Source organism: Paenarthrobacter sp. MSM-2-10-13, from assembly GCF_011605365.1.
Classification (GTDB): domain Bacteria; phylum Actinomycetota; class Actinomycetes; order Actinomycetales; family Micrococcaceae; genus Arthrobacter.
Window position 1 is genome coordinate 465,608 of record NZ_JAAOXO010000003.1, and the last position, 24,027, is coordinate 489,634.

The 24,027-nt window shown below is 61.4% G+C and carries 26 protein-coding genes and 1 tRNA gene; 13 read left to right on the plus strand and 14 right to left on the minus strand.

From position 1 onward, the window contains the following. Positions 1-375: 375 nt before the first annotated feature. A complete protein-coding gene (locus tag HAV21_RS10460; protein WP_142936518.1) occupies positions 376-1,653 on the minus strand; it encodes an NAD(P)/FAD-dependent oxidoreductase in 1,278 nt (425 codons plus the stop codon). Between the two features lie 124 nt (positions 1,654-1,777). On the opposite strand from HAV21_RS10460, the gene HAV21_RS10465 reads away from it, so the two are divergent. Genes HAV21_RS10465 through HAV21_RS10475 form a run of 3 tightly spaced genes read left to right on the plus strand, consistent with a single transcriptional unit; the run spans position 1,778 to position 3,995 of the window. Beyond that, positions 1,778-2,563 carry a histidine phosphatase family protein gene (locus HAV21_RS10465; protein ID WP_166841628.1) on the plus strand — a complete coding sequence of 262 codons (786 nt, stop codon included), beginning with the start codon at positions 1,778-1,780 and terminating at the stop codon, positions 2,561-2,563. Next, positions 2,541-3,470 (plus strand): NAD(P)H-hydrate dehydratase, encoded by a 930-nt coding sequence (locus HAV21_RS10470; protein ID WP_208096548.1) that lies wholly within the window; start codon positions 2,541-2,543, stop codon positions 3,468-3,470. Before HAV21_RS10465 ends, HAV21_RS10470 begins: the two co-directional genes overlap by 23 nt. Before the next feature lie 18 nt (positions 3,471-3,488). After that, a complete protein-coding gene (locus tag HAV21_RS10475) occupies positions 3,489-3,995 on the plus strand; it encodes a hypothetical protein (RefSeq protein ID WP_208096550.1) in 507 nt (168 codons plus the stop codon). On the opposite strand, the gene HAV21_RS10480 is transcribed toward HAV21_RS10475, so the two are convergent. Next, positions 3,992-5,656 carry a RecQ family ATP-dependent DNA helicase gene (locus tag HAV21_RS10480; RefSeq protein ID WP_208096552.1) on the minus strand — a complete coding sequence of 555 codons (1,665 nt, stop codon included), beginning with the start codon at positions 5,654-5,656 and terminating at the stop codon, positions 3,992-3,994. The genes HAV21_RS10475 and HAV21_RS10480 overlap by 4 nt on opposite strands. 123 nt (positions 5,657-5,779) lie before the next feature. Next, positions 5,780-6,400: a dihydrofolate reductase family protein gene (locus HAV21_RS10485; protein ID WP_142936521.1), complete on the minus strand. Its 621-nt coding sequence runs from the start codon at positions 6,398-6,400 to the stop codon at positions 5,780-5,782. Positions 6,401-6,502: 102 nt separating this feature from the next. Between HAV21_RS10485 and HAV21_RS10490 the strand changes: the two genes are divergently transcribed. Next, a complete protein-coding gene (locus tag HAV21_RS10490; RefSeq protein ID WP_166841630.1) occupies positions 6,503-6,736 on the plus strand; it encodes a hypothetical protein in 234 nt (77 codons plus the stop codon). A 203-nt stretch (positions 6,737-6,939) separates the two neighbouring features. After that, positions 6,940-7,593 carry a DedA family protein gene (locus tag HAV21_RS10495; protein ID WP_142936523.1) on the plus strand — a complete coding sequence of 218 codons (654 nt, stop codon included), beginning with the start codon at positions 6,940-6,942 and terminating at the stop codon, positions 7,591-7,593. Between the two features lie 9 nt (positions 7,594-7,602). On the opposite strand, the gene HAV21_RS10500 is transcribed toward HAV21_RS10495, so the two are convergent. The 4 genes from HAV21_RS10500 to HAV21_RS10515 all read right to left on the minus strand — a co-directional run bounded on the left by HAV21_RS10500 (position 7,603) and on the right by HAV21_RS10515 (position 9,222). Continuing rightward, entirely contained in the window at positions 7,603-8,055 is a 453-nt protein-coding gene (locus HAV21_RS10500) for a Clp protease N-terminal domain-containing protein (protein ID WP_166841631.1), read from the minus strand. An 8-nt stretch (positions 8,056-8,063) separates the two neighbouring features. Continuing rightward, positions 8,064-8,267 carry a helix-turn-helix domain-containing protein gene (locus HAV21_RS10505; protein ID WP_024819718.1) on the minus strand — a complete coding sequence of 68 codons (204 nt, stop codon included), beginning with the start codon at positions 8,265-8,267 and terminating at the stop codon, positions 8,064-8,066. Positions 8,268-8,380: 113 nt separating this feature from the next. Further along, entirely contained in the window at positions 8,381-8,662 is a 282-nt protein-coding gene (locus HAV21_RS10510; RefSeq protein ID WP_142936525.1) for an amidohydrolase family protein, read from the minus strand. A 275-nt stretch (positions 8,663-8,937) separates the two neighbouring features. Continuing rightward, the gene (locus HAV21_RS10515; RefSeq protein ID WP_142936526.1) at positions 8,938-9,222 is read right to left on the minus strand and encodes a DUF1905 domain-containing protein; all 285 of its coding nucleotides are present in this window, start codon (positions 9,220-9,222) and stop codon (positions 8,938-8,940) included. 239 nt (positions 9,223-9,461) lie between these two features. On the opposite strand from HAV21_RS10515, the gene HAV21_RS10520 reads away from it, so the two are divergent. Then, a complete protein-coding gene (locus HAV21_RS10520; protein WP_142936527.1) occupies positions 9,462-9,764 on the plus strand; it encodes a hypothetical protein in 303 nt (100 codons plus the stop codon). Positions 9,765-9,841: 77 nt separating this feature from the next. Here HAV21_RS10520 and HAV21_RS10525 read toward each other — a convergent pair whose 3' ends face one another. Then, positions 9,842-12,022 (minus strand): carboxypeptidase regulatory-like domain-containing protein, encoded by a 2,181-nt coding sequence (locus tag HAV21_RS10525; protein WP_166841632.1) that lies wholly within the window; start codon positions 12,020-12,022, stop codon positions 9,842-9,844. Positions 12,023-12,325: 303 nt separating this feature from the next. Here HAV21_RS10525 and HAV21_RS10530 point away from each other — a divergent pair, with 303 nt between their 5' ends. The 4 genes from HAV21_RS10530 (at position 12,326) to HAV21_RS10545 (ending at position 15,377) form a co-directional block, all read left to right on the plus strand. Beyond that, a complete protein-coding gene (locus tag HAV21_RS10530; RefSeq protein ID WP_142936535.1) occupies positions 12,326-12,817 on the plus strand; it encodes a DUF2306 domain-containing protein in 492 nt (163 codons plus the stop codon). A gap of 291 nt (positions 12,818-13,108) precedes the next feature. Next, complete coding sequence (locus HAV21_RS10535; RefSeq protein ID WP_166841633.1) at positions 13,109-13,498, plus strand: SdpI family protein; 390 nt, start codon at positions 13,109-13,111, stop codon at positions 13,496-13,498. 105 nt (positions 13,499-13,603) lie between these two features. Next, complete coding sequence (locus HAV21_RS10540; RefSeq protein WP_166841634.1) at positions 13,604-14,131, plus strand: hypothetical protein; 528 nt, start codon at positions 13,604-13,606, stop codon at positions 14,129-14,131. A 322-nt stretch (positions 14,132-14,453) separates the two neighbouring features. Next, positions 14,454-15,377, plus strand: coding sequence for a ketopantoate reductase family protein (locus tag HAV21_RS10545; RefSeq protein ID WP_166841635.1), 924 nt, complete (start codon positions 14,454-14,456; stop codon positions 15,375-15,377). 261 nt (positions 15,378-15,638) lie between these two features. On the opposite strand, the gene HAV21_RS10550 is transcribed toward HAV21_RS10545, so the two are convergent. The 6 genes from HAV21_RS10550 to HAV21_RS10575 all read right to left on the minus strand — a co-directional run bounded on the left by HAV21_RS10550 (position 15,639) and on the right by HAV21_RS10575 (position 20,238). Next, positions 15,639-16,457 (minus strand): hypothetical protein, encoded by an 819-nt coding sequence (locus HAV21_RS10550; protein ID WP_166841636.1) that lies wholly within the window; start codon positions 16,455-16,457, stop codon positions 15,639-15,641. After that, positions 16,450-17,139 carry a helix-turn-helix domain-containing protein gene (locus HAV21_RS10555; RefSeq protein WP_166841637.1) on the minus strand — a complete coding sequence of 230 codons (690 nt, stop codon included), beginning with the start codon at positions 17,137-17,139 and terminating at the stop codon, positions 16,450-16,452. The genes HAV21_RS10550 and HAV21_RS10555 overlap by 8 nt, the downstream gene beginning before the upstream one ends. A gap of 166 nt (positions 17,140-17,305) precedes the next feature. Beyond that, positions 17,306-17,701 (minus strand): hypothetical protein, encoded by a 396-nt coding sequence (locus HAV21_RS10560; protein WP_208096554.1) that lies wholly within the window; start codon positions 17,699-17,701, stop codon positions 17,306-17,308. 171 nt (positions 17,702-17,872) lie between these two features. Then, positions 17,873-18,229, minus strand: coding sequence for a transcriptional regulator (locus tag HAV21_RS10565; RefSeq protein WP_166841639.1), 357 nt, complete (start codon positions 18,227-18,229; stop codon positions 17,873-17,875). A gap of 909 nt (positions 18,230-19,138) precedes the next feature. Next, positions 19,139-19,215 (minus strand) — tRNA-Thr (locus HAV21_RS10570). Positions 19,216-19,359: 144 nt separating this feature from the next. Continuing rightward, positions 19,360-20,238 (minus strand): thioredoxin domain-containing protein, encoded by an 879-nt coding sequence (locus HAV21_RS10575; protein ID WP_187697047.1) that lies wholly within the window; start codon positions 20,236-20,238, stop codon positions 19,360-19,362. A gap of 175 nt (positions 20,239-20,413) precedes the next feature. On the opposite strand from HAV21_RS10575, the gene HAV21_RS10580 reads away from it, so the two are divergent. The 3 genes from HAV21_RS10580 to ugpC all read left to right on the plus strand — a co-directional run bounded on the left by HAV21_RS10580 (position 20,414) and on the right by ugpC (position 23,984). Beyond that, positions 20,414-21,907 carry a trehalose-6-phosphate synthase gene (locus HAV21_RS10580; RefSeq protein ID WP_142936537.1) on the plus strand — a complete coding sequence of 498 codons (1,494 nt, stop codon included), beginning with the start codon at positions 20,414-20,416 and terminating at the stop codon, positions 21,905-21,907. Beyond that, the gene (gene otsB, locus HAV21_RS10585) at positions 21,897-22,694 is read left to right on the plus strand and encodes a trehalose-phosphatase (protein WP_166841640.1); all 798 of its coding nucleotides are present in this window, start codon (positions 21,897-21,899) and stop codon (positions 22,692-22,694) included. The genes HAV21_RS10580 and otsB overlap by 11 nt, the downstream gene beginning before the upstream one ends. Positions 22,695-22,901: 207 nt before the next feature. Then, entirely contained in the window at positions 22,902-23,984 is a 1,083-nt protein-coding gene (ugpC, locus tag HAV21_RS10590) for a sn-glycerol-3-phosphate ABC transporter ATP-binding protein UgpC (protein ID WP_142936539.1), read from the plus strand. Positions 23,985-24,027 lie beyond the last annotated feature (43 nt).

Here is a 24,027-nt window from a genome sequence, read left to right on the forward strand (position 1 = left end):
GGAATTGTTACGTCTCAAGAAGGATTCAGACATCGTGGTGAACACTGTGTGTTGGGATTGGGCTTCGAATTCCAAGGACGGCAATACAACGAAACGTTTGATACCAATTCAACGTGCATAGCGGTTCCGGGACCTGGCTCCCCCGTAATCCTCAGCGTCTATCCGGACGACCCACGCCAGCACCTACGGGTTGTGGGGCACGCCGGTAGTAGCTGGACTCCGTGGCCAGCGGCAGTGGCTGCCGTGCTGCTGATCATCGGAGCATGTATTCACCTGCACTGGGCATCTTCGGCATACAAGCAAAGTCGACTGGCGGCTTCTGCCAACCGGGCATCGCAATAAACCATTCATTACGAGTAAAACGTCGTGCGGGGCTCAAGTGCTGGGCGGATCCTGCTCCGTTGTTTCCTTCTCAGTGGGCCCGCTAACTACCACCTGTGCAGGGCTGTGAAGGATGTATCCGTTAAGCCAGGAGAACAAAGCCCGGATTTTCTGCTGGAGCCCGGACAAAAGGGCGAGGTGCACCAACAGCCAGGACAAGAAGGCCAGGATGCCTTGGAGTTGGATTCGCTTGCGGCCCAGCTCTGCCACAGCAGCTCCGCGCCCCACCATCGCCATATAGCCTTTGTCGACGTACCGGAACGGATCGCGGCTCTCGCCCTTGAGGTCCGCGAGAATGTTCTTGGCAGCCCATTTTCCGGCCTGTTGAGCCACCGAACCCAGCTGGGGCAATTTTGCCCCCGTTGAATCGGTGATGTTGGCGCAATCCCCGATGACATACACGCCCTCAACGCCAGGGGCAGTCAGGTCCGTCTTGACGTCAACGCGACCTCCCCTCCCCTGGGTCAAGCCCGAACCGCCAATGAGGTCCCCTGCTTTTAGTCCACCGGCCCACACGACAATTTGCCCGGGCACGGAGCTTCCGTCAGCCAGGGTCACTCCGTCTTTCCTTACCTCGGTGACACCCTGTCCCATATGGAGTTGAACGCCCACCTTCTTCAAATGATCAGTGGCATAGCTCTGGGACTTGGCTGAGAACATATTCAGGACAGTGGGAACCATGTCTACCAAATGAACCCTGCAGCGTGCCGCGAGTTCCGGCGAGAAGTACTTGCTCACCACGTATTTAACGTTCTCGGCCATTGCCCCGGCCGTTTCAACTCCGGTGGGTCCGCCGCCCACCACCACTACGTCCACAGACCCGTCCGGGTTCCTATCGGCTTGGTCCAACAAGCGGGTGAGGCCGCTCCCCAGCTTCGTCGCATCTGTGACGGAATACAGTGGGAAGGCATACTCTTCTGCTCCAGGTGTATTGAAGAAGTTCGGGACCGCCCCAACTGCAATGACCAGGACATCTGCCCGCAGCGAGCGGCCGTCGGCAGTTGTGATCACCCGCTCCGCGGCGTTAACGGCGTCAACCTTCGAGGTCAGAACTTTGACACTTTTGTAGCGCCGGAAAACGGAACGCAGTGGCCGGGCAATGGCCGAAACCCCAATTTGCGAGGTTGCCACTTGATAGAGGAGCGGCTGGAACTGGTGATAGTTATTTGAGTCGATCAGCAAGACACGAATGCCCTTGCGGCCCAGCTCTTTTGCAGCTGCAACGCCCGCGAATCCGGCACCGACAATGATGACTGGGTATGAGTCCTCCATGCGAGCAACTTACTGCACTCCCAGTTCCCACAACAGAGGCTTGTGATCACCGTCGAGCGTTTATCCTCTGTTCCTGTGGGTACGCAGTGGGTAGTGTTCTGCATTCGGCAACGCACACGGAAGGGTGATCTTTGTGAACGAGGACGGGCTGACGGATGCTGTGCAGGAGGCGGGCGCCGTTGAGTTGCTCCTGATCCGGCACGGCGAGAGCGAAGGCAACGTGGCCGCTACGGAGGCTCGTCTGGCTGGAGCCGAAGTCATTGACGTTCCAGCCAGGGATGCTGATGTGAATCTGTCGAGCACCGGGCAGGACCAGGCGAAGGCCCTGGGGACGGCACTCGCCCGGATCGCTGAAGAACTCCGACCGGATGCCATTGTCTCCTCCCCCTACGCAAGGGCCCTTCAGACGGCGGAAATCGCCGTTGAGACAGCCGGCTGGCCTGTGAAAGTGCTTACTGATGAACGTCTCCGGGACCGGGAGCTGGGCATCCTGGACCGGCTAACACGTTTGGGAGTAGAGACCCGATACCCGGACGAAGCAGAGCGGCGGTTGTGGCTGGGCAAGCTGTACTACCGGCCGCCAGGCGGTGAATCGTGGGCTGACGTCGCACTCCGTCTGCGATCCATCCTGGATGAGCTCAACACCTTGGGAACAGGGCAACGGGTGATGCTGGTCTGCCACGACGCCGTCATCCTGCTGGTCCGTTACGTTTTGGAGGGCATGTCCGAGCAGGAAATCCTTGACCTTGCGGCCACCACATCGGTGCTGAATGCTTCCATCACCCGGTATGTCCGTCCCTCGGGCGCAGGTCCCTGGCAACTGGAGAGCTTCAATGTTGCTGACCACCTCACCGAACAGGGCGTTACGGTCACCGAGCATTCTGGAGATGCCAGTGTCCATCCACGGTAATTCCCAGGCACCCACGCTGGTGACGCCGTCGCTTCTGCGCGACTGGCCGCTGCCGGCCCCCGGAGAGGACAAGTACTCGCGCGGCGCAGTACTGGTGATCGGCGGAGCTCGCGCAACTCCCGGCGCGGCGTTGCTGGCCGGCACCTCAGCCCTTCGTGCCGGCGCCGGAAAGATCACTTTGGCAGTGGCCGAATCCGTAGCGGTCCCCGTAGGAGTTGCGCTCCCGGAATGCGGTTCCGTGGGCATGCCGGAGAACCCGGAAGGGTCCGTCACCGGGGAAGGACTCGACAGGATCTCGTCCTACCTGGATCGGGCTGATGCCGTGCTGATCGGACCAGGCCTGGACGATCCGGAACTCGCCGAATCGCTGCTGCGAGCGCTGCTGGAGCGGGAGGAATCCCACGAGGCGGCCAACGACGGCGGTGCTCCCGCCATCGTTCTTGACGCCTTCGCCTTGGGCGGCTTGGTAAAGATTGAGGAAAAATTGGGGCCGTGGCGCGGCCGGCTGATCCTTACACCGAATCCGACCGAAACCGGATTTCTTCTGGGCAGGGACGTGGAGGACCTGGAAACCGACGTAGCTGAGGTCGCTCGCCGGTTCGATGCGGTGGTGAGTTGTCAGGGTTACATCGCCGGACCTGGCGCCGCAACAGCAGACGACTCGCCGCTGTGGAAGATCACCACTGGTTACGGCGGACTGGGCACGTCAGGCAGCGGTGATGTTTTGGCAGGGGCAATCGCCGGGCTCCGCGCGCGAGGTACCAGCGACGCTCAAGCTGCCTGCTGGGGCACGCACCTCCACGCCGCCGCTGCCGACCGCCTGGCCAGCAAGCTCGGCCCGCTCGGGTTCCTGGCCCGCGAGCTCGCCGACGAACTGCCCGCCCTCATGCTGGAGCTCAACACCTGATACGAATAGGCTGCCTGCATGGGGATCAAGGGAAGCAGCACACAAACATCGCGCGTCATCGTCAGCATCGTTGGGCTCATGGCAATAGCGGCCTACGGGCTCACCGCAGCGTTGCAGATCCTCGTGTGGAATCCGCTCGCCGCTGTTCCGGGCGCCACGTTGGACGAAATCCACGAAGGATTGGCCCGACGCAACGAGTCGATCTCCTTGGTGGCAGTTTTGACGTGGACAAGCCTCGGAACGCTTCTTGCTCTGGTTGTGGTCCTGCTGACGGCAACCCGGGTTATTTCACGGCTGAGAACAGTTGTAATTGTCCAACTCTTGATCCTGGTGCTCGGCGCACCCATGTATTTCTTTGCATCTTTCTCCGCCGGTATGGCCTTGGCAGACGCCTTCTTCATATCCGGTGGTGACTACACTCCATGGGGCGGTCTGCTGGGTCTGCTCAGCGCGGCAGCACTGATCTGCACGCTGATGGTGGTGATCTTTCGTGGAAGGCCCGGGATGCGCACGGCCCGCACCTAAGCCGGCTTCAGCAATTCATGCTCGACGACGGCGGTACGGGACAAGGTCTTGTAGCCTTCCTTTTCGAACAGAACAGTCATGACGTCGTCCTCGTGCCTCATCACCAAACCGGGACCCCACTCTTTGTGGATCACGGTGGACTGCAACGGGAACAAGTTCTCGGCAGTTGAGGTGAAGTGACCAGCGGAACCTGACCCGGCGTCGTCGGGTGCTTCGGCGCAAGCATCGCAGTTGCCGCAGGTATACGGCAGGTCCTCCCCGAAATAGCCCAGGAGGAACTGGCGACGGCAGCCGTCCGTCTCCGCGTAGCCACGCATCATGGTGAGCCGGGACTGGTCCACGCGTTGACGCGCCTCAGCCAGTTGGACGGCGCGGTCCACTAAAGCGGTCAGCTTGGCTTTGGAACCAAGCCGGATGCCGCGCTTGCCGATTTTCACGGCGCCTGTTTCCTCCAACTGGTTCACCAGTGCTGTGACACGGCGGGCAGGGTAGCCTGTCAGCTCTACCAAGGCGGTTTTGGGGGCAGGTGCACCGGCGTTCTTGACGACTTTCAGCACGGCCATGAGCTCCTCAGCGTCCGGGGCATGGGTGGCAAAGAACTTACGCAGCCCAAGGTCTTCGGCACGGTAGTGCAGTGTCGCAGCGGCCGGTTCGCCGTCCCGGCCCGAGCGGCCGATTTCCTGATAATAAGCGTCCAAGGACTCCGGAATATCGGCGTGCACCACGAACCGGACGTTGGGTTTGTCGATCCCCATGCCGAAGGCTGTAGTGGCAACAACTACGTCCAGCTGGTCATCCAGGAACCGCTCGTGGATGCTTTCCCTGTCAGTGTCAGACCGTCCCGCGTGGTAAGCCTCAGCCCGCAGACCTTGATCTACCAGCTTGGTCGCGTACTTCTCGGTGTCCTTGCGGGTAGCGGCATAGAGCAGCCCCATGCCCGAGGCCTTGGCAAGGGCGATGACCTGCTCCACTACGGCTTTCCGTTTGCCTTTGTCCTCTTGGTGCCGGACAACGTCGAGGCTGATGTTGGGGCGGTCGAAGCCACGCACCAGTACCAGGGGTTCCGTCATGCCCAACCTCTTGACGATTTCCTCACGTACGGGTGGGGACGCAGTTGCGGTCAGGGCTATGACCGGCGGGTTACCCAGTCGCTCGCGGACGCTACCTAAGTCGAGGTAGTCCGGGCGGAAGTCATGTCCCCAAGATGATACGCAGTGTGCCTCGTCCACTACGAACATGGTGATGTGCAGCGTGGCGATCCGGTCCACGGTTTCCTGCTTAGCCAATTGTTCGGGTGCGAGGAACAGGAATATCGCCTTTCCGGATTCAATTGCCTGCCACGCTGCCTCCACCTCCGAAGCACTGAGGGAGGAATTGATGACGACGGCGGCGCCCTCGCCCAGGTCCTCATTCAGCCCGTCCATTTGGTCTTCTTGCAAGGCAATAAGTGGAGAAACGACGACGGCGGGTCGGCCCGTTGTGTTGTGAAGGTGCAGTGCTGCGACTTGATAGGTAGCGGATTTTCCGTACCCGGTAGGCATGACAGCGAGGACATCACGACCCTCGACGACGGCGGTCATACCTGCGAGTTGTCCGTCGCGCAGCTCAGGCAAAGAAAAGGAAGTGGCCGCCAGGGCGGTCAGGGCAAGGTCATCGGACATGAAGATGTGGCTCCGCGTTGTGGTTCCTGCGGCCACTTGCATCAGCCGAGGTGACCAGCCTAGCGCGGGCGAGGCCCCGCCGTCGTACGCTGTATGCCCGGTTGTGGATAACCTGGGGTGACGTTAGCGCAGATCCCGGGACCGCACCTGATAGCTCAGGTGGGTGACGCGTGTTCCTGGGACGATCACGGGATCGTCCAGCACGAACTCCGCGCCAAGGTCACCGAACCAACGAATGCCACTTCCGAGCAGCACGGGCACCAAATCAACCCGGAGTTCGTCCACCACACCGAGGCGCAAGCACTGCCGTGCCACGTCCGCGCCGGCAACACCTATCTCCTTGCCCGCCGCGAGGTGCGCCGCACGCTCCAGTGCCGATCCCAGGTCCCCAACGAATTCGAACGGGACAGTCTGGCCGTCCCGCCGGACCGGCGGCCAATCCGAAGGAGGTTCGCGATGCGTCAGGACGACGGTGGGCGACTCATTGGGCGGGTGACCGCCCCACCCCCTCGTCAGATCGAAGATCCGCCTGCCGCAGATGAATGCACCCTCCCTTGGGAGTGATCTCCAGTAAGCGGCATCGGCTTCGCTGAGATGAAACGGCACGGGGTGACCCGGCATCCATGTTTCAACGGGTCCGGCCTCGTACCAGTCGAAGAGCGGTCCGACTCCGTCATCATCCCGAGCGATGAATCCGTCAAGGGACATGGAAAACTGGGCTGAGACGCGGCTGTTCCTGTACATGAAATCAGTGTTGTGGCACCGCCGGGCTTGTCAAGGACACTGCCCGGAAAGGTGGTAATCAGGCTACTTACCAACGGTGATTAAGGTGCCTATGCTTGGGCTATGGAGCCCACTTCAGCCATCCTTCTTGTGCTTATTGGCGTGGTTGTCTGGCTCGCAGCCACCATCCTGCCATTGGCCCTGCTCCCCTCCTCGCGCGCCGAGGAAGAGCACAAGCCCAAGGCTCGCCACCCCCGCCATCCGAGGGGCGAGCCGCGCACCGTCCATCGGTTCCGACCATCCTCACTGAAGGTCCGATCCGGGCACCACGCCCGTATTCGGCCGCACGGCGCCTAGGCAGTTGAGCTCCGACGCGGCGCCTTTGTTGCAGTGCAGTTACCAGCGTAAAAAACCTCTTTACATTGCTTGTTGCCGGAGGGCGTAGATGGGCATAGCGTTGAGGTGGAAGCCCAGTGGTCCCCCATCACTGGGCTTCTCTTTGTCACCGTCAATTTCCGCGCCAGGTCTTTTCGAAGCGTCCGTCATGAAGGGAGATCAACCTGATCAGCTTGCTCACGGCGACCGCTGCAGCCGATGAACTAACCGGGATTGTGGGGGTGGCCGCACAGGTAATCGAAGCCCTCGGCGAATGGGGCGTCGGCTTGTTGACGCTCCTGGAGACCGTGTTTCCGCCCATACCCAGCGAGGTGATCCTCCCACTGGCCGGGTTCCTTACCCAGCAGGGTGGCATGAACCTGATCCTGGTCTTTGTCACCAGCACACTTGGCGCCTACGCCGGAGCGATGCTCCTGTACTGGCTGGGTTACAAGGTGGGGCAGGAAAGGGCCATCAAGCTGCTGTCAAAACTGCCGTTGGTTGATCGGGAAGATTTCGAGAAAGCCGCTGGATGGTTCGAACGCCACGGCAAGTCAGCGATCTTCTTTGGCAGGCTGCTTCCCGGGGTGCGCAGCCTCATTTCCCTCCCGGCAGGTGCTGAACGCATGAACCTCGTGACGTTTAGCATCTTTACTGTGGCTGGCACGGGCTTGTGGAACGCCCTGCTCATTGGAGCGGGAGCACTGCTCGGCAAGCAATACCACTTGGTTGATCAGTATTCGCGATTCCTCAATTACGCCGTCTACGCAGGGCTTGCCGCGTTCGTCGTGTGGCTCATCATCCGGAGGGTCAAGAAGCGCAAGGAAAGCGCCCGGTAGAGAGCCCCTTCACCGGAGTCGGGCTCGAACCGTCGTTTTGTCCACCTTGAGTTCTTCGAAGAGAGCAGACACAGGATCGTGTTCTTCGCGATCCAGAAGCGCCACAAGAAGGTTTGACGTTGTGATCTGCCGGGACTTCTGATCCATTGCCTGTTTCACCATGTTGGCCATCACTTCCTTGGCGCCCGAACTAAACGGCGGCTTCCTCCCCTTGGTTGGCATCGTGACCCCCTTAAGGTTCCTGGTTTCCAGCCCGATAGCCTTCAGCGCAGCGGCATCCAACCGGGACGCCGCGTTATGAGCATCGTCCAGAGTGATGCCAAGGACCGCGGCGGGTTCCGGTTCATGAAGCGCCCCCAAAAGCAGGTGCTCCGTTCCCAGTCGCTTGTCGCCCCTGCCTCGGGCTTCTTCCATGGCGTACCCCACAATCCTGCGGGTATCACGGGCAAATTGTTCAAACATGGCTCAACTCATTCCCTGTATTTTGCGTGCACTGATTGTCGTGAGACACCCAAGGCATCACCGATCTGCTCCCACGTCCACCCCTGCTCACGGGCCGCCCGCACGTGGACCGCCTCAACCTGCTCGGCCAGGCGGTGAAGGGCTCCCACTGCGCGTAGGCCCACGGCGGGGTTCGTCGAATGGATCTGCTCGGATAGATCATCAGCTTCCATACCTGTCAGGCTAGACTGACAAGTATGGAACTGTCAACCTAGACTGACAAGCTGCTTCGGTTGGATTGAGGGCTTACGGCCCTAGGGGATCCCTGCGCCCCGGGAGCTTGGCGTTAGTGTGAGCACGTTGAGTGCGCGGAGGACGGGACGCCCTTGGTCGCATAGGCCGCTGCGGCCTCCACAGGTGGCTCTTCGGCGAACTCCCTCCGGGCATCGTGGACCACTGCGCCATTGACGATCGTCAGGTCGGCCCGCTCGCCGAGGAGTTCGTCCGCTCCAAGAGCGTAGAGATTCGAAGACCAGACCACGACGTCGGCCCTCGCACCTACGCGGATGACGCCCAGTTCATCTTCTGCGTGCCAAGCCCACGCGCCGCCTTGCGTGTAGGAAGCAATTTGGGGTCAGACCACCGGGAGTCGTTTTGCAGGAAGGGAAGAGACACACGCGGGGGATCAGACGAATTCAGAGTCGTGGCGTGAATGGCCTGCTCACCCCGGTATTCACGGTTCCAATGAGCAACGGGGCGCCGGGCGACTCAGCATCATCGGGTAAGTTTGGCGCCGCGGGCTGAACGCCAGTCACATTTCGTTTGCAGCTTCGACTACCCCAACAAGACTGACGGCTGAAAAGATCCGGCGGCGGATTTCAGCTAGTTCTTGGAGTTCTAGTGTCAGTTCAGTCGCTGAGTGAGGTGAACTTCAACGGCGTCACCGTCGCCCTTGCCGATGGCTTTGCGGACAGGAGCGGCCACCGGCAGTTTGTGCGTACCGTCTCCCAACGCCATGAAGGCTCCAGTGAACGGGTGCCCGTCTACTGTGCCGGCCACTTTGACCAGTCCACGGGTTCCAAAGATCTTCGCTGACTCAGGCAATTGGACACAGGTCCAGGTATCTCCTGGTCGAACTTTGCCGAGCAGGGCAACAAAGGTGATGTCCAGTGGTTGTGGTTCTGCCATCTTCTCGTCCTTGTCACTGTGCCGAGCTGGACGCTGCCGCTTATTCGGGCAGCGTATTGACGGACACTCTGCCGTCCTGGCAATTCTGACAAGTACGTGACGCGTTGCCAACGAACCATTAGGTGCTCGTAGCTAGGATAAAGACGAAACTGAAGGTGCAACCCGCGCACCTGGCAGCGGGTTCCGTCTCCCGCACCCTGGCACTACCAACTCACCATCCCGCACAACGAGAAATGAATATGGAACTTCTTGACGCCCACACGGTTGTGATCTCTGCCGTCTTCTTGGTGCACATCACAGGTGTGATGATCGTGGCCGCCTCGATCGCTGGCTTGGTGATCTCACTCTTTACCGTCGTACTCGCCGTGCATTCCGTCCGCACCACGTGGGAACTGACGCAAAACTGGCGAAGCAGAGGCCGCTTCGAAGGCAGTTTCAACAAGGTTCTTGGCTCGTTGAAAGCAGGCGTTCTGGCAGCACGTCCGTTGATTGCTGCGGCGCGGCGGCGGATCAGCCGGTTGTCATCGTTCAAGCCCGAGTAAGGGCCGGACACGGCAAGGCTCAGCGGATAGCCGGAGCCACCGCCGCCAACCAAGCGACCCCCGCCAGCAACTTCTGATCAGCCGATCAGGGCCGTGGCCGCAGAGTAGCGCGCCAGTGCAGTGTACGCAGTCTTTGTGCCGGTCACGCGTACTTTGATGGCACTTCCCTTGTCCGCAGCGACCAGTTTGTACGTCTGGGCGGTGGCGCCCGAAATGGCGGTGCTTCCGCGGTACCACTGGTAGGTCAGCGTCACGGGCGCAGGACCCCACGTGCCGGGAGTCGCAGTGAGCGTGCTGCCCACCGTGTTGGTGCCCGACACCGCAGGAACCGGAGCCGTCAGGGTACCGGCAGCGACCGCAGCCGTAGCAGCGGAAGTCTTCGCCGCCGTCGTAAACCCGGCTTTCGAACCCGTGACCTTGACCGTCATGGCCTTACCCAGATCAGCCGCAACCAACGAGTAAGTAGCAGAAGTAGCACCCGTCACGGCAACACCGCTCCGGAACCACTGATAAGCCAGCGTCACAGGAGCAGGACCCCACGCCCCCGGAGCAGCCGTCAACACCGAGCCGACCTTCACCGTCCCGGACATCGTCGGCACCGGAGCCGTCAAGGTCCCGGCAGCGACGGTGACGGTGGCCTGGCCGTAATAGGGCTGCAGGGGCCAGTCGTGGACACTCAGCCGGGCAGTGACTTTCTTGCCGGCGTCGGAGGCTTGGAGGAGGAACGTCGGCCCGTTTGACCTGTAGTCCTGCACGCCGTCGACGAACCAGTCGTAGTAAGGACCAAAATCGGGAGCGGGATTCAGGGTGCCGTGGTCAACGGTCAGAGTGTTCCCGGCGCTGGGCGTTCCCAGAAGGGTGAAGGGCTTGGAAGCCGTGACGGCGTCGGCGCCCGATTTTCCGCCGTGTACCGAGGTGGAGGATGACGCATACCCGGTCTTGGTCCCGCTGACTTTCGCCCAGATATCGTACCCGGCATCAGCGGCGGTGGGCACGTACGCAGTGGTGGTGGCGCCGGCAATGTCCTGAAGGGCCTCGCCGTCTTTGGAGCGCTGCCACTGGTAGGCGAGGGTCACCGGAGCCGGTCCCCAGACACCGGGATCAACGGTCAGTTTCTGTCCGGCCTGGGCAGAACCGTAAACGAATGGCCTGCCAGGTGCCAGCGACAGCCCTTCGACGTCCAGTTGCATGGTCAGCTTTACACGCTGGCCGGCAGCGGTTGCCGTCAGAACGGTGGCCGTGTCCTTGGTGGCCGTATTGTCGTAGCATTCGGCCTTGTAGCGTTTTTCGCGGGGCGTGCCCTCGTAAACCGTGTCCGAGACGCAGAGCTTGTATTTCTTTCCCACTGCCATGCGCCAGTAGATCTTGCCCTGCGCATCCGAGGTAAGCGGACCCATCTGTGGTCCGTCCCAGGCTCCCGTTGCGTCGTTGTAGACCCACGGGACATACCCGACGTCGGCAATCGGCGCGCCTGCCGGATCGACGACAGTTGCTTCCATGAGGGTTTCATCCTTGAGGATGAAGTTCACGTTGGTCCACTGCACACCGGGCGGGACGGTAGCCGTGCTGTAGGTATCCACGGTGCCCGTGCCGTTCCAATACTGTTCCAGATAGAGACGCTGGCCCGACTCGTCCCGGACGCTGATGTATGCCTGGTTGGGCGGAATCTTGGTGAGGGTGAAGTAACCGTTGGCATCAGGCTTGGTGCTGCTCACCTGTCCGCCGTTGTTGGGTGAGGCAGAGACGGACACTGCTGTCACGGGCTGGCCAGCCTTATTAGTGACCCTGCCGCTCATGCTGCCGAAGGCTTCCAACTGCGGGTTGAAAGTGGTGATGGGGGCAGCGTCGGTGACGGCAACCGGCGTCGAACCGTAGGAACTGGACTGGTTCGCGTTCCACTCGTCGGCGTAGGTGGCGGAGCAAGGTCCGCTGCTGCAGGTGGTCCACAGCTTGTAACTGCCGGCAGTCGGCACGCTAAAGCTGTAGGAGCCATCGGGGGCAGACCACGCACCGGCCACCAAGGAGGCGCGGTCGTCATTGGTGTACGCCCCCACCCATACGTCGCCAAGCGCAGTGGCCGTTGCGGTGGCCGTCAGTTTTCCTTTGACCACACCCTTGAAGGTGTAAGTTGCGGCCGAGGCGGGTGCCGCGCCGGCGAAAAGGCCGGCAGCCACCAGGACGGCCGTCACCAGGGCGGCCCACACTCCTTGCCGTGTCCTTCGAAGCGGATGGTGAGTGGCAGGTCGAGGCAACGGCATGGGTAAGGTCCTTTTCCCCAAGAAAGTGACTGAGCGGACCGAGCGGTCCCCTGTCATCGTAGGCACGGGAACGCAGGAGTGCCATGGGGAGAGCTGCCCAGAGCGCTGAGGCGATGAACTCACGACGGCGGCACTCTGCCCGGTGGGCCTGTTCAGTACCTCGCCGGACGGGATCATTCGGATCTGCGCCGCGTGATTGGATGAAGACGACCCTGAGCTCTTGTACCAGTTCCCGGCAAAGATCTCAGCCGCCCCCCGCCAACACGATCCGGTAAGCCCCATCCGACTCGCTAGGCTGGCCACATGCCTTCGCCGTGGACTTTCCTGATCGCCCTGCATGCCATCGCAGCGGGCTACGCCCTGATCTTCGGCGCAGTGAACCTGCTCCGCCGCAACAAAGGCAGCGCAGCGCACAAGATCCTGGGCCGCATCTGGGCGGTAGCCATGTACATCGTGGTCCTCACCTCCTTCGGGATCCGGACCATCGACGGAGGATTCAACTGGCTCCACGCGCTATCCGTCCTGACGTTCTGCACTCTGACCACGGGCCTGTGGTGCGTCCGCCGCGGCAACATCCGTGCCCATCAGCGGTTCATGAGCGGCAGTTACTTCGGCCTTGTCGGAGCATTCATCGGCGTCGTGGCCGTGCCTGACAGGCGACTCCCCCAAATGGCCATACACGACCTTGCCGGCCTCACACTCTGGGTAGCTGCCGTGGCCCTTACAGCCGGTCTGACCGTCGCGGGGCTGTTGCAGCTCCGACAGAAGGCCAGCGTTGCCCGTGCAGACGGTTGAATGTCCGTCCAGTCGTCCCGGTACGCTGGCGCTAATCTCGAGCGCTTGGCGAGACGGGATGCATGAGACGCCACCGGCGACACCACTCTGCTTGCCGGTTGCGTCGCGCTTCTTAAGGCCGAGGACGTGGACGAGCAACTAATCCTTTCCCTGGGCCGCCTGCAAGCTGGGCCCTGAGCGGCGGCGGGGCCGGGCAGGAGTCGCGGCTCCGGTCGTTGACTTGCGCCACTCCATACCAACTGGGTTACCGTTACCCATCGAATAAGGGACGCCACAACGAAAGGGTAGCTTTTGGGGGCAGCTTTCAGCACCGCCATGTTCAGCATCGCTTTCCTGGTCGTTGCCGGGCTCCTGAAGATGCTGGCTTCACAGATCGAAGCGGGACAGTCCAAACCGAATCCCACTTTCGGCATACGGTCCAAGGCAACCATGGCCTCCGATGAGGCCTGGATTGCTGCGCATGAGGCTTCTTTGAGGATGTTGAGAGGGATAGTCGTCTTCTTACTCGTGTGCACGGCAGCCCTGTGGGTTCTCCTCGCCGTCCTGCCCAAGGATGACGCCAGCGTGCCGTTGATCTTCTTCACTGGCCTTGGCGTCACTGCAGTCCTGGTGGTGCTTCTGATGCGTATGTATCTTCAGGCTGATGCTGTCGCAACCAAGATCGGTTTGGTTAGAAACTAGAGCCGCCCGTTCGGCGTTTGCCACCGTCCGTGGAGACGCTGAGGTGGCTCGGGGCATCGCAGACCGGGCAGGACGCCGGACAGGCACCGCTGAGACCGGAAAGGCTTGAAAGATCCAGAGCGGTTAGGGGAACCACCCACCTCGGTGGTGGACGAATCTGCTTGCCGATGGTTTGCCGGGCTATGGCGTCCGGACGACGGCCTGGAACAAGCTCCCACAGTCACCGACTCCCACCTGGTCCGCGCCGAGCAGACGGCTGAAGCCGCAGCTTTGTTGGACGCCGCCGAACTACAGCTGGCCGTCCAGCACCGCTTCGTCCTAAGCCGGTTCAACAAAGCTGATGCCGAGATCATCGCCGAGCTGCGGGTCCGCCATTTTTCCGAGCTCCAGGAGGCAGAGGCCGTTGTTGCCTCGCGCTTGGCCTCACCGGCAGTATGGATGCGCGGAGCAACCAGGGCCTACAGCGAGGCAGTCCCTGAACCAGCCGAGATGGACGTAACTCTGGTAGAGAAACTGGTCGCTTCGCTTAAATCACTCATGATCGTCATGGCGGCCTTGGCTACTGTTGTGGGCCTTGTGGTGACGATAGCCCCCGCTGTCCCTGCCTGCTCATCGTCCTTTGCATGTTTGTGACCATGCGCGGCATGCAGCGGAGACGGGCACGGACGTTCCGGCTGACAATGTCACAGGCACCGTGGCTCCTAGGGGTTGAAACCGGATTTCTCTCGAGGCCACACCTTTCTCCTTCGAGCGATAGGCGACCCATGCTCCAGTTTCCGAGCACACATAAACCCCGGTACAACGACTTCCCGATCAAGGCCAGCTCCCACGGAACCATCCGTGATGCCGGCGAACGCGCCCCCTCCAGCGCCAGCAATGACGACAAGCTTGAGCTGTGTATGAAGGGGGTTGGAGCTACTGAACTCCGCTCCGGCCGCCATGAGAGGTTGAGTCCGTGAACATCCTCGTTTACGGCGCCGGAGCCATGGGTTTGTACTTCTCCGCACGCCTGGCCCAGGCCGGCCACAGCGTAGTGCTGAAAGCCCGGTCATCCACCCAGGACACCAAACTGCACCTGTTCACAGCTGGTCGAACAGAAACCATATCCGGGGTAAGAGTCGTTTCTGTGATTGACCCGGCGGATGTCGACGTTGTCTTGATTGCCACCAAAGCCTGGCAGGTCGAGGACGCCCTTCTCGAGCTGCAGGGCAAGATCAATAACGGAACCCCGCTGGTCACACTGCAAAACGGCATAGAGGCCCCCGAAGTCGCCCGGCGCATCTTCCCTGCCTCCCCGGTCATCGCCACAACGTGCGTTGTCATCGTCAGGCGCACGGCCCCGCTGGCTGTTGAGCTGATCGGCGGAGAAGCCACCCTCAGCGCGGGACTCTTCGATGAGGTCGGCGCAGACGTCGGCATCGCCGAGAGGGTGGTCGATGCCATCAATGAAAGCTCCGTCACGGCGACCCTTGTCCGGGACGTGCAACGCGCGCTCTGGAAGAAGATCGCCCTGATCGCTTCCTATGGAGGGGTAGGCGCCGTCTCAGGAGTCCCCGTCGGGGTGACCCGCACGCATCCCGAGACCCGGTCAATGGTCCGTGATGGCATCCTTGAGGTCGCCTCGGTAGCTCACGCCTACGGCGTCACGTTTACGAGCGAGGACGTGGAGGAAGTCTTCTCGGTCTACACCGATGTCTTCGACCCTACGACGACGTCATCCATGCAACGCGACCTGGCTTCAGGATTACCGTCAGAATTGGCAGATCAAAACGGGGCGATTGTTGCCCGGGCCGCCCAAGTAGGGGTGGCAACGCCAACCCATTCGTTCATCCTGAACTCACAACTGCCTCGGGAACGGCAAGCAAGGCTGAGCTCATGAGCGAGGCTCTTACGGTACGGCGCATGGCTGTTCCGCTGCTGATAGCGGTCAGCATCGGGAACTTCGGGCCGGCGTCTGATGCGGTGACACTATGAGGTCCCTTTCTGAACGGGCGAGGCTAAACGCCCCGACAGCATGCTGCCACATCAAACCCTTCACCCTTGACCATGCGTAGACGCATTCCGCGATTGGCCGTCGGGTCAAATAACCATGGACGTAATTATCTGGCCATGGTTATTTGACAGCCGTTCCTCGACGTCGTCAGCCCGTTTTGAGGCGGTTAGCCGGCGGCAGGCTGTGATTGGCGGCAAGTATGCGCAGCGCGTCCATCGCCGGTGTTCGGTCGGCCGGGTCCAGCAGCTGCCACGATCGGTGCCCAGGATCGGCCAGCACTTTGTGCAGGGAAAGAACCCGCGACCTATCGCTGCCCTTCATCTGGGCCGCCGTGACCAAGGGTGTTCTGATGGTCGCGCAGAGGACAACGGCATCATCGAGGTGCCGATCCCTGTCCCGGGAGTCCTCACGGTAGGCCGCGCCCTTCAAGACCAACGCCCCGAGAGCATTCGGGATGCTGATGAGTACCGGTTTGTCGTCGTCGACGCTCATCCGGCAGTTCACCGTCCGCTGCAGCGCCTGCGTGCCGCCGGATACCTGGAATGGTTTGCGGCCACCCAGGGTCGGTATCTTCGCCGGGGGCAGGTGGTCCGCCACCATCACGTCGATCTGCTGCTTGCCACGGAGGAAACGGTGGGCTGGTGCGTCATGAGAGATGGACTTCTCCAGGGTGTACCCGAGCCCGTTCAGGACAGCATTGACTACAGCCGTCGTCGCCGCACCGGTCTCGATGTGCAGCACAATGTCGACATCCGCCGTTGGCCTGGAGACGGCAAGACCTGCGGCCGCAGCGTGCAGCTGCACCATGAGCCCACCGACCAACGTCCATTGGGTGGACGGCAGGGCCCGGGCCAGTTCCACGCACTGTGGCCATGGTGTTCCCCAGCCTCCCGGAGGGACGGGCACGTCCCACGTCTCGCGGTCATCTGCCGCTTCGGCGACGGCGTCCAGTTCAGCTTCAGACATGGAGCAGTTCGTTGATGACGCGTTGCCCGGCACTGCGTTCGCGGGTTGCCAGTGAGTCCATGAGGTCCACGGCGATGGCTGCCACCGGCGCCCGGCCGTCAACGAAGGGTTCATCCAAATCGACTTCATGAATGATGGCGTTGCCGTCGGGATCTTCAACCAGGCCGAACGCGTCCGCGAGGGCGGACACGTCGCCGATCATGGCATAGCCCTCTGCAGTCCCGCTCCCGCCGGCCATCCCGAAGGTCCCTGCAATGGATTCCTCGCGCATGGCCGAGGCACCGCTGGGGATCAGGTAGTCGTTAAGTGCGGCCAGCCCGTCCGAAGTCGCCCTGTAGCGGTGGGTTTTATCCTTGTTCCGGGCAAGAACTCGAACGGCGTCGGCGTCCAGCTCACGCAGTCGCCTCTTCAACCGGGACTTCTCCGAAGCGCTGATCCACGTGGGGTTCTGACCAGAGAGCAGCGCCAATGCAGCCCAAGCAGTCCTGGCCGTCCAGGCGCGGCCACGACGGGTGCCGGCCAGGGCCAGGCGCTCCACCGACGAACGATCGATGAGCAACATGCGGCCAGCGCGGCCACTGGCCGTCAACTGGCCAGACTCGAGCAGGTCATGAACTGAGGCGCGAGTGATACCGAGCCTGTCCCCGGCCTCCGCGATGGTCATCCCGCTCATGTGCTGCATACACCAAACCCTACAGTCGTAGGGCTTAGTGTCAATAGTTGAATGGGGACCCTGGCGCTAATCCCTACCGTTGTGGGGATAAGTGTCAATAGTTGGACTTACCACAGCGACTAGGAGAACCAGGCGTTGCGGTTCCCATCTCTCACATCTGCATGGCTTGCATGGTTCAGATCCGGGCAACTTTCCAGCGTTTGATGTAGAGCCACATAACCACCGTCCCGGCCGTCACCGGGACAGGAAGCCACAGGAAGAACGCACCAGCCCCTGTACTGAGACCCACAATCGCGATCCACCAGCAGAGCACCGCGGTGAAGCTCAGCAGGATCAGTACGGAGTTGCTCTGCGCTCTCAGGGCGTTCATGCCATTAGGAGTGGGCGTGCCGAGGTGCCGGGCGTGCTCGCGTCGGCGTCGCTTCGCCGCGGCGACAACGATCCCGGTGGCTGCCAGCGCTGGGATGGTCAAGAAGATTGCACCAGCTGGGCTGTTCACGATTCCGAGGAGTGCGATGCACCAGCTCAGTGCTGCTGTGAACACTGCGAGTATCAGCAGATTGGAGCGCATCGAACTCCGCCTTGGTGTCAGTGCTTCATGTTGACTGCTCACGGCCGCTCCCCTACGCGAAATTCATGTCCCCGATTTCTACATAAGAGCACTTTCCGCAGGTTTTGGGGAGAGCGGCCAAGCCATCCAACGCGAGACGCCTGGCATGACGTTGGTATTGGCGGTCTTATATTAGGAATGCTGTGCCAGCTGCGGGAACTTGTTCTCCCACAAATCCCGGACTCGAACGGGAAGCATCAACTCGCCCCATACCTTCACCAAAAGGCTGGCGTTGAGCAGTTGCTCCTGATCTACCCGTGTGCCTTCACGCAGGATCGCCTGATATGCCTTGTACACACCTTCGAGCTGTCCCAGACCACAATCAGCCTCCGGCCCCCAGTAAAAGTGGTGCAGCAGCTTTAGAACGCCCTCCGCCGGCCCTTGCAGGGTTTCAAGGCTTTCGGCCACCTCGTACGGGATCACGTCCTGAATCAGGACGCGCGATTCCTTCGAGTGGTGGCTCTGGTTCCTGGGCTCGAGGGTAGGCATTGGTCTCTCGTGCCTGCTAAGTGGATTTCCTAGCCGTGCCTTTGATGGTTGCTAGATACGTTCCCACACCGAGAACAAATGAAGTGGCTGCGGCCGCAGGCAAAGGGATGTTTCCGTTCACCCATAGTGCGGCAAAAAGCGAAAACACTGCCACCAACACCCCTGCTAGAACAGCGAATACCTTGGTCGTGCCCTTGGTCCCCATGGGACGATCCTACGCGTACCCGCTAGCTCCCCCGCAAGATGGCCACTTGAACTCTCGCCCTGCTTGCCGCATAGCCAGGCTCTGTGCGAAGCCCGACGTGAGAACAAACGCCGCTGATATTCTCAATCACGCCCATTATGAGAAAATCACGAAGACTCTTCTCAAAGGACACCATTGGCCTCCCAGTCCCGACATCATCGAGGCCCTGGATGCCTTCGCCGACCGGGCAGGACGCCGGAACAGGCACCGCTAAGCCGGAAGAGCTCGACTCCAAGGTGGTCAGGGCCGTCACGGCACACTAGAGCATTCCGTACCCGCGGTGCGTGGCTGGCCTTGCGAACGCTCAGACTTTCGGGAGTCTGGTTCGCGACTCTCCTGGCCTGGGGTTTCGGGCCGATGAACTGCCCCAGAACAAGTCAAGCAATCGTCACCACCAACGCGACAGTGTCACAGGCCAGGTTGCCGCCTGTGACACTGTTGATGTCCAGCCACAGAACAATATCGGCAACAAGGATAGCCAAGGTGATTGGCCACAGCGGGCGCCGCCACGCATACATTCTCTGTCCCAGCACTTCCGGATACCCCCAAACAGTCCGCTGGTGTCGTCTGCCTTCTTGAAAGCGTGTAGTAAACGTGTAGTGCCGTGCATCGCAAACAAGAAAAACCCCTCCATCCCGGCAAAATCGCCGGTACGGAGGGGTTCGTGGAGCCCCCTGTCGGATTCGAACCGACGACCCCCGCTTTACAAGAGCGGTGCTCTGGCCAACTGAGCTAAGGAGGCACGCTTCGGTTACCCAAAGCAAAGCGCGAAAGAGCGCTAGATAAGGTTAGCCCAGACCATCCCCGTCAACGAAATTCGCTGCCAAGCAGCAGCGGCCGGCCACCCGCAAAGGGTGACCGGCCGCCGTCGTGCATTCCGCGAGGGTTAGCCCTTGGCGGTGATTGCCGTCTGGATCTCAGCGTTCAGGTCGGACCTGCCGTCCCACTGCTTGCCGTCGATGAATACGGTGGGAGTACCGGTGACGCCGATCGCCGCAGCTTCCTGGGTGGCAACTTTCACCCACGGACGGAACTGCTTGCTGTCGATGCAGGAGTCGATGTTGGCCGCACCGATTTCGGTGGCCATTTTTTTCAGGTCGTTGTCGGAGATTCCCGCTCCACCTTCAGCCGGCTGGCGTTCGAAGAGCAGGTTGAAGAATTCCGCGTACTTCTCGGGCGAGGAGTTCACTACGCAGGCAGCAGCGTTGGCTGCCCGTGAGGAGTAGTTGGTGGTGGACTGGCGGTCCAGGAAGCCGAGGGCACGGTACTCGAGGGAGATCTTGCCTTCGTTGCGCAGGTTGGTGAGAGATTCGCCGTAAGCGGTCTCGAACTGCTTGCAGACGGGGCAGATGAAGTCGATGTAGGCAATGACCTTGACGGGCTTGCCGGCCTCGGCCTCGCCGCCAGGCACGGTTACCGTAGCCGGCTTGGTTTCCAGGGGAGCCGGGACATCAGCGACGTTGACTGTGGCAGGTTCCGATTTCACCACTTCAGTGTTGGCCAGCAAAGTGATGCCGCCGTGAACGTTGCCGTTCGCCGGGGTGGGACCCTGATCGGCCACAGGCGCGTTGTTGTTCTGGGCTCCAATGAACGCGAAGGCAATGACGACGATGATGACCACTACGGCCGCCACGATTCCCCAGCCGACAAGAAGCTTGTTGCGCTTCTCCTTCTTCAGCTGTTCTTCGCGGATTGCGCGCGCTTTCTCCCGCGCCTGGGCGGTTCTTTCGGCCTTGGACAGGCGTGATTCGTTTGCGGGGCTCATCAGTTCCTCGGGGTATTCGACGTCAACGTGCATAGCTTGGGGCAACGGGGCCAGTTTACGGGAGCAAACTTGAAGGTTTACCCACGCCCATTGACCCTGTTGTTGAACGATCAACTGCCCGGGATGATTCCGCTAGTAGGCTGGGGGGGAATCACAGCAACCTTAGGGAGCATTGATGCAGGATTTGGCAAGCGAAAAAGTCGAGGCCGAACAAGGCACCCGGGCTTCTCCTACGAAGAAGCCCACGGCAACCAAGTTCGACTTCATGGTGGTCTCCAACAGGTTGCCGGTGGATCGCATCAGCGATGACAACGAGGAAAGTGGCTGGCGCCGCTCACCCGGCGGCCTGGTCACGGCCCTGGCGCCCATGATGACCAAGAGCGACGGCGCGTGGGTGGGTTGGCATGGCGCCCCTGACGAAACTGTGCGGCCGTTCAGCCACGAAGGCATGGACCTGCTTCCGGTCCAGCTCAGCACCGACGACGTTGAGCTGTTCTACGAGGGCTTCTCCAATGCGACCATTTGGCCGCTGTACCACGACGTCATTGCGCCGCCGGAATTCCACAGGACCTGGTGGGATTCCTATCGGAAGGTCAACAGGAAGTTTGCCGACGCCGTTACCCGGCACGCTTCCGAAGGCGCCACGGTGTGGGTCCAGGACTACCAGCTGCAGCTCGTTCCGAGGCTGCTGCGCGAATCCCGCCCGGACCTGAAGATCGGCTTCTTCAACCACATCCCGTTCCCTCCCCCGGAGATCTTTGCGCAGCTCCCGTGGCGTCGCGAAATCATTGACGGTTTGCTCGGGGCAGACCTTCTGGGCTTCCAGCGCCCCAGCGATGCCGGCAACTTCATGAGATCGGCCCGCAGGTTCCTGGGCGCAAGCGTCAAGCAGCAGCAGGTCCACGTCAAGGGCGCCGACGGCCAGGTCACCCACATCGCGCGGGCCCAGGCCTTCCCGATTTCCATCGATGTCGCCCAGATCCGCGAGCTCGCAGACCGGCCGGACATCATTGAACGCGCCCGGCAGATCCGCAAGGACCTGGGTAACCCCAAAACCATCCTCCTGGGCGTGGACCGGCTGGACTACACCAAAGGCATCCGGCACCGCCTCAAGGCTTTCGAAGAACTCCTGGCGGATGGGCACATCAAGGTGGAGGATGCCACGCTCATCCAGGTGGCAAGTCCCAGCCGCGAACGGGTGGAGCAGTACCGGCTGCTGCGCGAGGAAATCGAAGGCACCGTGGGCCACATCAACGGCACCTACGACACCATCCAGAACACCGCGGTGCGCTACTTGCACCACAGCTACCCGGTGGAGGAGATGGTCGCGTTGTACCTCGCAGCGGACGTCATGCTGGTCACCGCGCTGCGCGATGGCATGAACCTTGTTGCCAAGGAATACGTGACCGCCCGTCAAAACGACGACGGTGCACTGGTCCTCAGTGAGTTCGCCGGTGCTGCCGATCAGCTCAAGCAGGCATTCCTGATCAACCCCCACGACATCGATGGCCTCAAATCGACAGTCCTGAAGGCCATCACCCTGGATCCCAAGGAAGCCCGCCGCCGCATGAAGCTGATGCGCAAGCAGATTCTGGATCACGACGTCGATCATTGGTCAGCTGAGTTCCTGGCCGCCTTGGAGGAGAAGGTGGTCCGTGATGACAGCTGAGAGCCTTTCACTGTCACCTGAGCTGCTGGAAGCCGTCCGGCGCATTTCCAGCACCGAGCACCTGTTGGTTGCCCTCGATTTCGACGGCACCCTCTCCCCGCTGGTTGACCGTGCGGAGGACGCACGCCCGCTGCCCCGGTCCGCCGCGGCCCTGGAGGCCCTGGCACAACTACCGCGCACGACGACGGCACTCATCTCAGGCCGCGCACTGGACAGTCTGCGGCTGGTCGCCTCGCCTCCTGCCGGTACGTTGCTGATCGGCAGCCACGGCGCTGAGGTCTGGCTGGGCGAGGGCTCTTTGGGCTTGGAACTGGACGAGGAACAGCGCACAAAACTGGCCGCGGTCCGTGAGGTTCTTGCCGAAATCGTGAACATCGCTCCGGGGACGTTGCTCGAGGACAAGCCCGCCGGAGTCGTCCTTCACACCAGGATGGCCGACGACGACGTTGCCGAAGACGCCGTAGAGGCCGCGATGCGGGTCCTCCGGGAGCACCCGGGTGTCTACCTAAAAACCGGCAAGCGCGTGCTGGAGACCTCCGTAGTCCATGCGTCCAAGGGCGAGGCTGTGGAGTTCCTCCGTCAGGCCACCGGCGCAACGGCAATCCTTTTTGCCGGCGACGACGTCACTGATGAGGATGCACTGGGCCGGCTGATGGGCGATGACGTAGGCATCAAGGTAGGCCTGGACTTCACCCAAGCCCAGTATCGGGTGGAAGCCCCTGTGCACGTGGCGGAGCTGCTTGAGGCCTTGCTTCGCGAGCGGCGGCAGGTCACAGCGGGGACCTAAGGAAGTGACGAGCACAACTTGTGACGTTCGTAACATTTAGGTGGTTAGTCAAAAAGTCTGACATACTCTTGGATGTGATGTGACGCACAGTACCGTGCGGCGTCACACGATCCTCCCCGGCCATTGGCCGGGGAGTTCAACTGAAGAAAAAGAACCATTCACAACGGATCGTCCGGCACGTACCTGCCGGTGAAGGGATTGATAACTGTGGCTACAGTTACTTTTGATAACGCTACGCGTCTGTACCCGGGCACAGATAAGCCCGCCGTCGATAAACTCAACATCGACATCGCCGATGGCGAATTCCTGGTCCTCGTTGGACCCTCCGGTTGCGGTAAGTCCACCTCCCTGCGAATGCTCGCAGGCCTTGAGGATGTCAACGCCGGCCGTATCCTGATCGGTGATCGCGACGTCACGGACGTCCCGCCGAAGGACCGCGACATCGCGATGGTCTTCCAGAACTACGCCCTGTACCCGCACATGACCGTTGCGGACAACATGGGCTTCGCACTGAAGATTGCCGGCGTTTCCAAGGAAGAGCGCGCCGAGCGTGTCCGCGAAGCCGCCAAGCTCCTTGACCTTGAGCAGTACCTGGACCGCAAGCCGAAGGCACTCTCCGGTGGTCAGCGTCAGCGTGTTGCCATGGGCCGTGCAATCGTCCGTAACCCCCAGGTCTTCCTCATGGATGAGCCGCTGTCCAACCTTGACGCCAAGCTCCGTGTCCAGACCCGTACGCAGATCGCATCCCTGACCCGTCGCCTGGGCGTCACCACCGTTTACGTGACGCACGATCAGGTAGAGGCCATGACCATGGGTGACCGCGTTGCTGTGCTGAAGGACGGCCTGCTGCAGCAGGTTGACACCCCGCGCAACCTCTACGACCGCCCGCAGAACGTCTTCGTTGCAGGCTTCATCGGCTCCCCGGCCATGAACCTGCTGGAACTGCCGGTTGTTGACGGCGGCGTTCAGTTCGGTGGAACGGTCTACCCTGTGCCCCGCGATGTCCTCCAGGAAGCACACGGCCAGACGGTTACCGTTGGCTCGCGTCCTGAAGACCTCGAAACGGTCGGCAACGGCGAAGGCCTCCAGGTTGAGGTTGACGTTGTTGAAGAACTCGGCGCCGACGCCTACGTCTACGGCCACACCATCCTTGATGGCAAGAGCCACGACATCGTCGCCCGCGTCGATGGCCGCCGCCCCCCGATGAAGGGTGAGTCCATCTTCGTTCGTCCGCAGTCCGGCCACGTGCACCTGTTCGACACGAAGACCGGCCTCCGCTTGGGCGACTAATCCCGCCGGCTAGTACATCCGCATTTTGATAGCGGCCCGACCC

What these genes read in the sequence shown, in the direction of transcription:
- HAV21_RS10480 (WP_208096552.1), bottom strand. Translation starts at nt 5,656, where the DNA reads ATGTCCGATGACCTTGCCCTGACCGCCCTGGCGGCCACTTCCTTTTCT.
- HAV21_RS10560 (WP_208096554.1), bottom strand. Translation starts at nt 17,701, where the DNA reads ATGCGCTCCAATCTGCTGATACTCGCAGTGTTCACAGCAGCACTGAGC.
- HAV21_RS10520 (WP_142936527.1), top strand. Translation starts at nt 9,462, where the DNA reads ATGGAACTTCTTGACGCCCACACGGTTGTGATCTCTGCCGTCTTCTTG.
- HAV21_RS10555 (WP_166841637.1), bottom strand. Translation starts at nt 17,139, where the DNA reads ATGCAGCACATGAGCGGGATGACCATCGCGGAGGCCGGGGACAGGCTC.
- HAV21_RS10475 (WP_208096550.1), top strand. Translation starts at nt 3,489, where the DNA reads ATGGGGATCAAGGGAAGCAGCACACAAACATCGCGCGTCATCGTCAGC.
- HAV21_RS10575 (WP_187697047.1), bottom strand. Translation starts at nt 20,238, where the DNA reads ATGAGCCCCGCAAACGAATCACGCCTGTCCAAGGCCGAAAGAACCGCC.
- HAV21_RS10530 (WP_142936535.1), top strand. Translation starts at nt 12,326, where the DNA reads ATGCCTTCGCCGTGGACTTTCCTGATCGCCCTGCATGCCATCGCAGCG.
- HAV21_RS10525 (WP_166841632.1), bottom strand. Translation starts at nt 12,022, where the DNA reads ATGCCGTTGCCTCGACCTGCCACTCACCATCCGCTTCGAAGGACACGG.
- otsB (WP_166841640.1), top strand. Translation starts at nt 21,897, where the DNA reads ATGACAGCTGAGAGCCTTTCACTGTCACCTGAGCTGCTGGAAGCCGTC.
- HAV21_RS10470 (WP_208096548.1), top strand. Translation starts at nt 2,541, where the DNA reads ATGCCAGTGTCCATCCACGGTAATTCCCAGGCACCCACGCTGGTGACG.
- HAV21_RS10460 (WP_142936518.1), bottom strand. Translation starts at nt 1,653, where the DNA reads ATGGAGGACTCATACCCAGTCATCATTGTCGGTGCCGGATTCGCGGGC.
- HAV21_RS10500 (WP_166841631.1), bottom strand. Translation starts at nt 8,055, where the DNA reads ATGTTTGAACAATTTGCCCGTGATACCCGCAGGATTGTGGGGTACGCC.
- HAV21_RS10485 (WP_142936521.1), bottom strand. Translation starts at nt 6,400, where the DNA reads ATGTACAGGAACAGCCGCGTCTCAGCCCAGTTTTCCATGTCCCTTGAC.
- HAV21_RS10490 (WP_166841630.1), top strand. Translation starts at nt 6,503, where the DNA reads ATGGAGCCCACTTCAGCCATCCTTCTTGTGCTTATTGGCGTGGTTGTC.
- HAV21_RS10580 (WP_142936537.1), top strand. Translation starts at nt 20,414, where the DNA reads ATGCAGGATTTGGCAAGCGAAAAAGTCGAGGCCGAACAAGGCACCCGG.
- HAV21_RS10565 (WP_166841639.1), bottom strand. Translation starts at nt 18,229, where the DNA reads ATGCCTACCCTCGAGCCCAGGAACCAGAGCCACCACTCGAAGGAATCG.
- HAV21_RS10550 (WP_166841636.1), bottom strand. Translation starts at nt 16,457, where the DNA reads ATGTCTGAAGCTGAACTGGACGCCGTCGCCGAAGCGGCAGATGACCGC.
- HAV21_RS10505 (WP_024819718.1), bottom strand. Translation starts at nt 8,267, where the DNA reads ATGGAAGCTGATGATCTATCCGAGCAGATCCATTCGACGAACCCCGCC.
- HAV21_RS10515 (WP_142936526.1), bottom strand. Translation starts at nt 9,222, where the DNA reads ATGGCAGAACCACAACCACTGGACATCACCTTTGTTGCCCTGCTCGGC.